An 11,871-nucleotide genomic window follows, 5' to 3' on the forward strand; every position below is an offset into this window, starting at 1 on the left:
TGTGGCTCGTGTTCGACACAAGTGTTGCTCGGACGTCCTGCAAGCGCGGCATTTTTCAGGCTTTCCGCTGCCTGTTCAGTGCGATGCGCGCTTGTAGTTCCCAAGTGCGGATGCGGTCCTTATAAAGGTTGTTGGCGTTCTGCTTCGCAATGTCGAGGGCGGCATCGGAATTGCCTTCCCAGCGGCGACACAGGTAGACCACGTCGTAAACGCGGCCTATGCGGTAGCGGCGCGAGAAGGCGAGTCCCAGGGCATAGTCCTCGCCATAGCTGGTGTTGGGCACCTTTATCGCTCGCAGCACGGGCGTGTAGAAGGCGCGGGGTGCTCCTAGGCCGTTGATGCGCAGGGCGTTGTTGCGGCCATTGTCGGGTGTCCACTCGCGGTGGTCGATGATGCCGGGCGGGATGGGGTTCATCTGGAAGTCGGTCATCAGGTACGTGCCTACCACCATGGCGCACTGTTGCTCGTAGAAGGCGCGTACGAGGGTCGAGAGCGTGTGTTCGTCCTTGTAGACGTCGTCGCTGTCCAGCTGAATGGCGAACTTACCGCACCGGGGATGGTGCACACCCACGTTCCAGCAGCCGCCGATGCCCAGGTCGTCGCGGTCGGGCACGAGGTGGATGAGGCGCGGATCGCCTGCAAATTCGTCGATGGCCTCGGTGGTGCCGTCGGTGGAGTGGTTGTCGATGACAATCAGGTTGAAGCGGAAGTCTGCTTGCTGTGACAGTACCGAGCGGATGGCGTCGCGGATGGTGCGGACACGGTTGCGCACGGGGATGATGACCGATGCTTCGTACTCGAAGTCGCCGGCATCGAAGGCTACGGACTCGAACTCCGGTTTCAGATAGGCGCCCACCTCCTTCAGGTGTTCGGTGCAGGCTGCCTCCATCTCAATCTGGCGGTCGCGGTTGCGCGGATCGACGTAGTCAAACTGCTTCTCACCGCTCAGGCGGGTGTCGGTCTCCACTTCCGTGTAAAGGTATTCGTTGATGTGTACCAGCTGATGATGTTGCGACAGCTTGAGGCGCAGGTCGTACAGGCCGGCGTAGCGATAGTCGGACGTCATGCGGTCGGCAGCTTCTTTCAGCGCGTCGGTGCGCAGCAGCAGGACGGAGCCGAAGTCGAAGTCATCGCGCAGCGATCCCGGCTGGTAGTCGATGACGGGAGCTGCCTGCCGCCGGCCTTCCTTCAGCTGATAATGGTCGGCATAGACCATGCCCGCGCCGCTGTCTTCCAGAATGCGCATCATACGCTCCAGGGCGAACATGCCCAGGCAGAGGGTGGTGTCCTTGGTGTAGAGCAGCGTATAGGGCGCCTGTGCGCTTCGGGCGATGGTTTGCATCACCTGGCTGCTGAAAGGAGCTTCTGTTTCCAGAACGCCGTAACCGTTCTTCAGGTTCGCGGGCACATTGGGGCCGAAGAGGCTGATTTGTGCGACCTGTCCTGTGGCCTTCAGGCCGCTGACGATCTGTTCTATGTCTTTGTTTCCTGTACTAAGGAGGTAGCAATCGATGTTCATAATCTGTAATAAGTAAAATATAGTGGATAATGGATTATTCTTTATACGTTCTTCCGGGGCAGGCTTACCATCCACAGCCCCAGACAGGTGAACAGCGCATTGAATATCAGCAGTTCGTAGCTGAACTGGTAGCCGCCGAACCAAGCCTCGGAATTGCGCTGCAACACGTAGCACAGTGCGGGCGAGGCAAGAGCCACCAGCGGGATGTAGCGGTCGCGCACCCTGCGCCGGCAGAAGATGCCGAAGGCAAACAGGCCGAGGATGGGTCCGTAAGTATAACTGGCCAATGTATAGACGGCGTTGATGACGCTGGTATTGTTCAGCAGGTTGATGGCCACGATGACGATGCCCATCAGCACCGCCATGCCGGCATGTACCCTGCGGCGCAAGCGGGCGACTTCGGCTTCGGTCTTGCCCTTGATGCCCAGGATGTCCACCGTGAACGAAGTGGTGAGTGCCGTCAGTGCCGAACCCGCCGCCGAATAGGCCGACGCGGTAAGTCCCACGATGAAGAGGATGCCCACCACGATGGGCAGGTAGCCGCCGGTGGCAATCAGCGGAAACAGTTCGTCGCTCTTCTCCACCCGGATGCCGCGACTTTCGGCAAAGAGGTAGAGCAGCACGCCCAGCATCAGGAACAGCAGGATGACGAAGAACTGCAGCACGGCGCTGGTCAGCAGGTTCTTCTGCGACTCGCGCGAGTTGCGGCAGCTCAGGTTGCGTTGCATCATATCCTGGTCCAGCCCGTTCATGGCGATGGTGGTGAATACACCTGCCAGAAATTGCTTGAAGAAGTATTGGCGGTTGTTCGGGTCGTCGAAGAAGAAGATGCGCGACAGTTCGCTGGACATGACGGCTTCCGCAGCCCCATCCAGCGTGAGCCCGAGCCCTGAAGCCATGTAGCCGATGCAGAGCACGACGGACACAATCAGACAGAGCGTCTTCAGCGAGTCGGTCCAGATGAGCGACTTCACGCCTCCGCGCCAGGTGTAGAGCCACACCAATGCCACCGTCAGGGCGGCATTCAGCACGAAGGGCAGCCCGCAGGGACCAAAGACGAGCAACTGCAGGGTGATGCAGACCAACATCAGACGTACGGCAGCTCCCAGCATCTTCGAGAGGAAGAAGAACCACGCCCCCGTGCGGTAGGATGCCCGTCCGAAGCGGCTTTCCAGGTATTCATAGACCGAAACGAGATTCAGACGATAGAACAGCGGCGTGAGTACGAAGGCAATGATGAACTGCCCCGCAATGAAACCCAGCACCATCTGAAGGTAGCCGAAGCCACTGTCCTTCACCATGCCGGGCACGGAGACGTAGGTGACGCCCGATATGCTGGCGCCGATCATGGCAAACGCCACTACTGGCCACGACGAACGGCGGTTCCCAGTGAAAAAGCCCGCATTGTCGGCTTTGCGTCCCGCCAGGTAGGAGACGGTGAAAAGGATGACAAAGTAGGCGGCGAGGGTAAGCAGAACGGATAGGGGAGACATGTGTGTAGTGTTTATTCGTTATACAATAGATAGGGGCGGCGTTGCTCCTTGAACCGTTCCACCTCGGGCATCCAGCGTGCTCTGATTTCTTCGGCACTGCGGCCTTCTTTGATCATCTGGCGCACGTAGGAGGTACCCATCAGCAGTTCGAAGAAGGAGGTGAAGAAGCGGTCGCCGATGTTCAGGTTGCGATAGACATCGATGACGTAGGTCAGGTTGAGGCCTTCGCGGCGGAGTTCTTCGTCGCTCTTTCCGCTCAGGTCTGCGCCGTGGCACCGTTTGCCCAACAGGGGCGGATTCTTGGCACCGGGCACGCTGTGCGGGGTGAAGCTGTAGGAATAGCCTTTCATATCGGGGTGACCGTATATCTGGAAGGGTTTGTCCGTTCCGCGACCCAGACTGACCACCGTCCCCTCGAACGGGCAGAGCGAGGGGTAGAGGTAAATGGCTTTCATGTTGGGCAGATTGGGCGAGGGCGGCACGGGCAGGTCGTAACGTGTCTGGTGGGTGTAGTTCAGGCAGGGCACTACGGTCAGGCGGCAGGTTCGCCCGGCGGGCAGCCAGCCTTCACCGTTCACCATGCGGGCCAGTTCGCCCAGTGTCATGCCGTGTACCACGGGAATGGGTAGCCAGCCTACACCACTCTTGTACTTCATGTCGAGCAGGGGACCATCGACGTAGTGGCCGTTCGGATTGGGACGGTCCAGCACGATGACGGATTTGCCATATTCGGCACAGGCGTCCATCAGGCGGCACAGGGTGATGTAATAGGTATAGAAGCGCAGCCCCACGTCCTGAATGTCGGCTAGCAGCACGTCGAACTTCTTCATCGAGGCAGCCGAGGGGCGCTTGTCCTTACCGTCGTAAAGGGAGAGGATGGGGACACCCGTGCGGCTGTCCACGCTGCTGCCTACCTTTTCGCCTGCGTCGGCATTGCCTCGGAAACCGTGTTCGGGCGAGAAGACGGCCACTACGCGGATGCTGTCCGCCAGCAGGCAGTCCAACAGATGCTGGTTGCCGCGCAGGCTGGTATGGTTGCCGAAGAGGGCGACACGTTTTCCCCGCAGCAGGGGGTAGTATTCGGAGGTTCGTTCGTTGCCGAGTATAATCCGTTCGCCTTGTGCCCGGACGGGCAGGCAGACTGTGAGCAGGAGCAGACAGCAGAGGGCGGTCAGGGTTTTTATACTTGCGGTTTGTCGGTGAGGTATGTTTTTCTGTTTCATTTTTATCAGTACGACATGGTTGTGCCCACAAAGATAATGTTATTTTTCAAGTTTTGTCTTTTGCGGCCTGCATCAATCTTCGTATAATTTGTTTATCTTTCTATTAACGAAGATAGGATGCGGTTCGGCAATATCCTGCCAAAAGCAAGCTTTTGTCTTGCTTCTGTGCTCACCTTTCGCTATCTTTGCCTCGAATGATAAACAATAGGAGGAACGCCGTTATGAAATACCCTATCGGAATGCAGAGCTTTGACCAGATTGTCGAAGGCGGATTTGTTTATGTGGACAAGACCGAACTGATTTACAACCTGACGCACGAAGGCAAGATTTACTTTCTGAGCCGTCCGCGCCGTTTCGGCAAGAGTCTGCTGATATCGACATTAGAGAAGTATTTCGAGGGACGCAAGGAACTGTTTCGCGGACTGGCCATCGAACGGCTGGAAACGGATTGGGAAGTGTATCCGGTGTTCCACGTGGACTTCAACGGGGGAAATTTCTTCAATCCCGGCGAACTGGAGGCCATATTGCAGAGTTACGTGTCCCGATGGGAAAAGAAGTACGGCGTGCAGCCCGAAAGCGATGTGAGCGTGGGCAACCGTTTTGCCCGTGTGCTCGAAGCAGCCCACGAACAGACGGGGCGCCGCTGCGTGGTGCTGATTGACGAGTACGATAAGCCGATACTGGATGTGCTCGATGCCGACACTACGCTGGAAGACCGTCACCGCAATGTGCTGAAAGGTTTCTACTCCGTATTCAAGGCGGCCGACAGTTACTTGCAGTTTGTGCTGCTGACAGGTGTTACCAAGTTTTCGCAGGTCAGTGTGTTCAGCGGTTTCAACCAACCCGATGACATCAGTATGGATGTCCGTTACGAAGCGTTGTGCGGCATCACGCAGGAAGAACTGGAGCGATACTTTGCCGAATCTATTGCTGCTATGGCGGCTGATTACGGTTGTGCGCCCGATGATATGAAGCAGCGGCTAAAACAACAGTACGATGGCTATCACTTCAGCAAAGGTCTGACGGACGTGTACAACCCCTTTAGTCTGCTCAACGCTTTCAGCAAAAAGAGTCTGGACAACTACTGGTTCCGTTCGGGCACCCCCACTTACCTCATCCGCTTGTTGGCCCACTTCAACGAGAACCTGAACGAACTGACGGGCAAATACTACCGCCCCGAAGAGTTCATCGACTACAAGGCCGATGTGGAGCGCCCCCTGCCGATGATATACCAGAGCGGCTACCTGACCATCAAAGGCTATGACATGCGCCTGAACCGCTTCTTGCTCGACTTCCCCAACAACGAGGTGAAAGACGGTTTCCTGACCATGCTGGCCACCTCGTACCTGAAGCCCAAACAACGTGTCGAGGGCTGGACCGGCGATGTGGTACTGGCCATGGAAGACGGCGATACGGAACGCCTCCGCACTCTGTTCACATCTTTTCTGGCCAGCATTCCCTACACCATGCGCCGGAAAGACGACGAGGCCGAGCGCGAACGCTACTTCCAATATACCTTCTACCTGCTGATGCGTCTGATCAGCGTTTACACCGTCTATGTGGAGAAGGTGCAGAGCCAGGGTCGTGTAGATTGCGTGGTGCAGACGCCGATGTTCATTTATGTATTCGAGTTCAAGCTGGACGGCACCGCCGCCGAGGCTATGCGCCAGATCGACTCGAAAGGCTATGCCCTGGAGTATTCGGCCGATCCGCGCCGGGTATTTAAGATTGGCGCCGCCTTCTCGTCCGAGACGGGCACCATCAGCGACTGGGAAGTGCGCTGACCTCCGCCACCTGTTCAGACACCCTTTTTCCGCCCCGCCGAGCGACGCTTGTACGGCTCGTGTGGGACACTTGCATTCCATTTGTGGGACACTTGCACGGCTCGCGAGCCACACTTGTGTTGTTCGCGAGCGACACTTGCGCCGCTCAAACGTCCCTCACGCATCCCCCTGAAAAGCTAACTTCATGTAGGTAGACGGCAGCTTCAGAAAGCCTATTTCTGGGTATTTCACAGCTTCGGCCAAAGCCTTTACTTTGCAACGGACAATCAAAAACTGTTAGTTGCAATGAAAAGAATCGGAATTTTTTATGGTTCCAGTACCGGAACCTGTGAAGAGCTGGCCGGCATGATTGCCGACCGGCTGGGTGTGGACAAGGGCGATGTGCATAGTGCCGACCGGCTTTCGGCCGATCTCGTGGCCCGATACGACGTACTGCTGCTGGGCACCTCGACCTGGGGCGACGGCGAACTGCAAGACGACTGGTACGACGGCATCCGGGTGCTGAATTCGTCCGACCTGACGGGCAAGGATGTGGCCCTGTTCGGCTGTGGCGATTCGGAATCGTATGCCGACACGTTCTGCGACGCGATGGGCCTCTTGTACGAAGGTCTGAAAGGCAGTGGATGCCACTTCATCGGGGGTGGTGTCAGTGCCGACGGTTACATGTTCTCCTCGTCCGTTGCGGTGGTCGACGGTAACTTTGTAGGCCTGGCCCTCGACGAGGTGAACGAGAGCGACCGCACCCCGCAGCGCATCGACGACTGGATTGCCACCTTGAGGCCTCTTCTGGATTAATTGTTCTCTTTACCCTGTAGTACTTATATGACTCTCTCTCCCGACATGCACCCCGGTGATCTGAAGGTTTTCCTCAACCACGTTTACGAGTTCAAGAAAGGCGTGCGCCAGATGGTGCTTTATACCGTCAACCGGCGGTACGAGGCCTTTGCTGTGGCGCGCTTGCAAAGCCAGCACATTGCCTATCTGGTACGCCCGGTTGACGAATCGAAGATTAATCTGTTCTTCGGCAAACCCGAATGCATCCATGCCATTGCCTGCATGGTCGACAAACCGCTGAACCGGCTGACGCCCGAGGAAGACTTCATCCTGGGTGCCATGTTGGGATACGACCTTTGTGCGCAGTGCAAACGCTACTGTGCCCGCAAATCCCGCCTCTGAGCCTCCTGGATGCACTATAACGCATGTTACATCTGTTGCAACAAATGTTTCATGCAACATTTTTGTCAGCATCCGAAACATCTGTTTCATACCCGGAAGTATGCAATGCCTACATTTGCCCAGCGTTTGAAAACAAGAAATACTTTCGTTTAACAACTAAATTCAGATACCATGAAAAAAGGTATGAAACAAATTTTCCGACAGGCCGGTACAGCCGCAGTGCTTCTGGCTCTGACATGTGGAAGCGCGCTGGCGCAGGAACAGAATGCTTCCTCCAAGAACGATGATTCTTCGAACAGTAAAGAAGAAGGTAACCGTAACGTCATGCTGAATGCCGCCAGTGCCAACGGCCCGCGCGAAATCCAGATCGGACTCCCCTCGGCCGACGTCAACGTACTGGAAAACGGTATCCCCGTCACTTATGCCACCAACCCGCACTCCGTCAACTCTCTGTGGCGCGCCGATGCCAGCCTGAGCCACGTGGGACTGCTGAAAATCTCGGAAACGGCCATCACGACTGGTAACATCGGTTACGCCGTCAACTCTTTCACCCAACTCGGACAAAAAGGATTCAACGGAACACTTAACTATAAGAGCAACCACTTCGGTATGCAGGAGTTCTCGCTCAACCTGAACGGCGACATCGCCAAAGACTGGTACTACAGCGGAAGCATCTATCAGGACTTCGACCCGGGAACGTTCAAAATCAAATCGACTCCTTTCCAGGACCGCACACAGATCTATAAGTTCGCCCTCACCAAGAAGTACAACGAAGGACGCGGCGAACTGACTGCCATCTATCACTACAGCAACAGCCATCCCGTCTACATGTACGCCACTCAGTCGGCTCCCTTCGTCTACGTGGGCGACGGTAGTGTGAAGGAGTTCGGCCAGTTTGCCCTCGGAACTACCTCTTACCTGCCGATGGACAACGAAATGGTATACCGCGACATGCGTACCGGAGAAGTCTGCAAGACCAACCTCTACGACGCCGTGCAGAATAAAGGCAGCGAATTTACCCTGATGAACAACTACACTTGGGACAACGGCCTGAACTGGAAGACCATCATGAAGTACGACCACTCCACCGGTTCGTGCGTCTATCAGACTCCGATGTCGCTCGACCAGAACGAAGCAGGCATCAACTACCTGTACGAAGCAGCCGACGGTAGCATGAAACCCTATACTGGCGACTACGTACAAAGCCGTATGTCGTGTCTGAACCGCGGCTTCATCGACTCCTTCATGTTCACCACCGAGCTGTCGCGCAAAGCTGGTAACAGCACTTGGCGCCTGGGACTGAACGAGTGGTACTACGACATCGACTACGCATCGGCCACTACCATGTATGACCAGTCTGTACCTACCGACGGTAGCTACCCCGTACGCCTCTACAATGCCGACTATGCTACCTACGCCGACCGCACCTATGCCGGAAACGGTTACTACTACGACTTCAACAAGAATGCATCCGAATATTACAAGGGACACGAAAACAAGATAGCCCTTTACTTCACCCACGACTGGGACGTAACCGACCAGCTGAACCTGTACTACGGTGCCCGTCTGGAATATCAGGCCCTGCGTGGCGACAATGCAGCCGTGAAGAATGCCGAGGGTAACTACGTAGGCCGTTTCGCCGACTATTACCTGGGCGCTACTGCTGCCGACGGCACCAAGATTGCCCCACGCCCATGAGCTACGACTGGCTGAACTACGCCCTGACTGCCGCCGCTACTTATAAGCTGACCGGACAGTTCGGACTGACAGGTGACTTCACTTACATCACCCAGCACCCGAAGATCGAGAACTTTGCTCCCGCCACACTGCCCAATACCGACAAGATTTCCGTTCCCCTGGGACGTGCCGGTATCTACTACAACAACGAGTGGTTGAGCTTGACTTCACTGTTCTCTTACATCTCGAAAACCAACAACAACTCTACGCTGAACCTGCAACACAAGACAGCCGCCGGTCAGACCGAAATCATGGCCGCTCCGCTGACTTACGACATCAAGACGCTGGGTTGGACTACCGACGTGGTAACCCATCCGTTCAAGGGATTTGATTTCCACTTCCTCTTCACCTACCAGAAGCCGACCTATAAGAAGTACGAGACTTCCGTCACCTTCTCTGACGGCTATGTAGGCCAGATCAACGCTACCGGCAACATCGTAGCCGAGATTCCGCAGGTCATCGTCGAAATCGACCCCAGCTACATGATCACCAAAGACCTGAAGATCTGGACCAGCTTCCGTTACTTCAGCAAGACATACGCCAACATCAACGATGCCTACTACTTCAACGGCCGCTGGGAAACCTTCGGCGGACTGAACTGGCAGGTAAACGATAAACTTGCCCTGGGCTGTACCGTAGTCAACTTCCTGAACCAGACAGGTGCTAAAGGCAGCATCGCCGGTGCCGAACTTATCGAAAAGGAAGATGCCGGACAGTATGCCGGACATGTGATGGCAGGTAGCTACATCCGTCCGTTCACCGTAGAATTCAGCGCCAGCCTGAAGTTCTGAAACCCTAAAAGGAATCGGGAAGCCGGAAAGTGAAGGAGACACACAGACCGTCTTTTAAATGAATCATTCCTCCTGCGACGGGAGACGAAGCAATAGGTTAGGCTTCCTGATTCCTGATGTTCCCTTCGGGGAACAACCGATAGAAACACCTCTACAATTCTTTCATCTGGTGGCTCCTTCACTTTAATTTATAAAAGGCAGATAGATTGTTTTCGGATAACATTTTAATTCGTATCTTTAAACATATAAAACAGATATTGCAACCATGAAACTTAATTTCAATCATCTGACAATGGCTTTGGCAACGGTTGCCGCACTCAGCGCCTGCCAGCCGCAGAACAACGGTATCCGCCTCGAACATCAGGGCGATACACTCACCATCGTTCACATCAGCAATCCCAAGAAATATCTCATCCTCCCCATTCAGGAATCGTGTGCCGAGGGTAAGGTGAAACTAGATACCGGCAGTCCGGCCGACATGGCGATGGACGTGCGTCTGGCTGTAGACAGCGTGGAGTATTACGTGCCTTTCGCCCTGCCGCAGGGAGCCAAAGAAGCCACTGTAACCATTGGTCGCGTGGCCGCTAACGCCATCTGCTGGGATAGCATCCGCCTGGCCGACACTTTCGATACTACCAATACCGATTATTACCGTCCCGTTTATCACCACACGCCGCTTTATGGCTGGATGAATGACGCCAATGGTTTGGTCTACAAAGATGGCGAATATCACCTGTACTTCCAGTACAACCCCTACGGATCGAAGTGGGGCAACATGCACTGGGGACACTCCGTCAGCCGCGACCTCATTCATTGGGAACACCTCGACCCGGCCATCGCACGCGACACGCTGGGACACATCTTCTCGGGTAGCTCCGTTGTCGACAAGAACAACAGCGCCGGCTACGGCAAGGACGCCATGATTGCTTTCTACACCTCGGCCAGCGACGAGCACGGACAGATACAGTGCATGGCCTACAGCAACGACAACGGCCGCACCTACACCAAGTACGAAAAGAACCCCATCCTGACTCCGTTCGACGGACTGAAGGACTTCCGCGACCCGAAAGTCTTCTGGTACGAACCCGCACAGAAGTGGTATATGATTGTTTCTGCCGACAAGAACATGCGTTTCTACTCGTCCACCGACATGAAGAACTGGGAATACCTCAGCCAGTTTGGCGAAGGTTACGGTGTACAACCCAACCAGTTTGAATGTCCCGACTTTGTACAGCTGCCTGTCGATGGCAACAAGGACAACATGAAGTGGGTGATGATTGTCAACATCAACCCCGGTTGCCCCTTCGGCGGTAGTGCTACGGAATATTTCGTAGGCGAGTTCGATGGCAAGGAATTCAAGTGCGACAACGACAAGAGCGTCACCAAGTGGCTCGATTTCGGTAAGGATCACTATGCCACTGTCTGCTTCTCGAATACCGGCGACCGCACCATCGCAGTTCCCTGGATGAGCAACTGGCAGTATGCCAACGTAACCCCCATCCGTCAGTACCGCGGTGCCAACGCCCTGCCTCGCGAGCTTTCACTCTACACCAAGGACGGTGAAATCTACATGGCCGCCAATGCCGTGAAGGAGACCGAAGGCCTGCGCAAAGGCACTACACCTGTCAACGACTTCACCCTGGCCGACGAACATCTGGTCAGCCCGCTGGCTACCGGTGCCGAAGGCGCTTGCGAACTGGAAATGGACATCACCCCGGGCAAAGCACAAACCACAGGCTTCCAACTGCTAAACGATAAAGGCGAAAAGGTAGACATCTACCTCGACATGAAGGCCGGCCGCCTCGTCATGGATCGTACTCAGAGCGGACTGACCGCTTTCGGCGAGAAAGCAGAACCTCACGCCAAAGAGACCGACGATCACCGCAAGACCGAATCAGTGAACTACATCAACGATTTCGCTCTGGGCACCTGGGCACCGCTCTCGTTGTGCGAAGGCAAGACATATCACCTCGATGTGTTCGTAGACAAGTGCTCTGTTGAAATCTTCGTAGACGGTGGCCGCATCGCCATGACCAACCTTGTGTTCCCCACCCAGCCTTACAATGCCCTGCGTTTCTATACTCAGGGAGGTGAGGCCGAAGTGAAGAACCTGAAGATACATCAATTAGGATTGTAACACTAAAAGCC

Annotated in this window: 7 protein-coding genes and 1 pseudogene; 5 read left to right on the forward strand and 3 right to left on the reverse strand. The window is 55.4% G+C overall.

Annotation, left to right across the window (positions count from 1 at the left end; all coding sequences use genetic code 11):
- Positions 1-55 precede the first annotated feature (55 nt).
- Genes BQ5591_RS03320 through BQ5591_RS03330 form a run of 3 tightly spaced genes read right to left on the reverse strand, consistent with a single transcriptional unit; the run spans position 56 to position 4,235 of the window.
- The gene (locus BQ5591_RS03320; protein ID WP_071148423.1) at positions 56-1,519 is read right to left on the reverse strand and encodes a glycosyltransferase family 2 protein; all 1,464 of its coding nucleotides are present in this window, start codon (positions 1,517-1,519) and stop codon (positions 56-58) included.
- Between the two features lie 41 nt (positions 1,520-1,560).
- Positions 1,561-3,012, reverse strand: a complete 1,452-nt coding sequence (locus BQ5591_RS03325) for a sodium:solute symporter (protein ID WP_071148424.1) — start codon at positions 3,010-3,012, stop codon at positions 1,561-1,563.
- An 11-nt stretch (positions 3,013-3,023) separates the two neighbouring features.
- Positions 3,024-4,235 carry an exo-beta-N-acetylmuramidase NamZ family protein gene (locus BQ5591_RS03330; RefSeq protein ID WP_083380864.1) on the reverse strand — a complete coding sequence of 404 codons (1,212 nt, stop codon included), beginning with the start codon at positions 4,233-4,235 and terminating at the stop codon, positions 3,024-3,026.
- A gap of 221 nt (positions 4,236-4,456) precedes the next feature.
- Here BQ5591_RS03330 and BQ5591_RS03335 point away from each other — a divergent pair, with 221 nt between their 5' ends.
- The 5 genes and pseudogenes from BQ5591_RS03335 (at position 4,457) to BQ5591_RS03355 (ending at position 11,860) form a co-directional block, all read left to right on the forward strand.
- Positions 4,457-6,019, forward strand: coding sequence for an ATP-binding protein (locus BQ5591_RS03335; protein ID WP_071148425.1), 1,563 nt, complete (start codon positions 4,457-4,459; stop codon positions 6,017-6,019).
- Between the two features lie 285 nt (positions 6,020-6,304).
- Complete coding sequence (fldA, locus tag BQ5591_RS03340) at positions 6,305-6,814, forward strand: flavodoxin FldA (RefSeq protein ID WP_022163038.1); 510 nt, start codon at positions 6,305-6,307, stop codon at positions 6,812-6,814.
- A 27-nt stretch (positions 6,815-6,841) separates the two neighbouring features.
- On the forward strand, positions 6,842-7,195 hold the full coding sequence (locus tag BQ5591_RS03345; RefSeq protein ID WP_071148426.1) for a DUF2023 family protein: 354 nt from the start codon (positions 6,842-6,844) through the stop codon (positions 7,193-7,195).
- Between the two features lie 171 nt (positions 7,196-7,366).
- Positions 7,367-9,723, forward strand: a pseudogene (locus BQ5591_RS03350) (TonB-dependent receptor).
- A 265-nt stretch (positions 9,724-9,988) separates the two neighbouring features.
- Complete coding sequence (locus tag BQ5591_RS03355; RefSeq protein WP_071148427.1) at positions 9,989-11,860, forward strand: glycoside hydrolase family 32 protein; 1,872 nt, start codon at positions 9,989-9,991, stop codon at positions 11,858-11,860.
- The last annotated feature ends 11 nt before the right edge of the window (positions 11,861-11,871 follow it).

Origin of the sequence: Bacteroides ndongoniae (assembly GCF_900108345.1) — a bacterium.
Classification (GTDB): Bacteria; Bacteroidota; Bacteroidia; order Bacteroidales; family Bacteroidaceae; genus Bacteroides; species Bacteroides ndongoniae.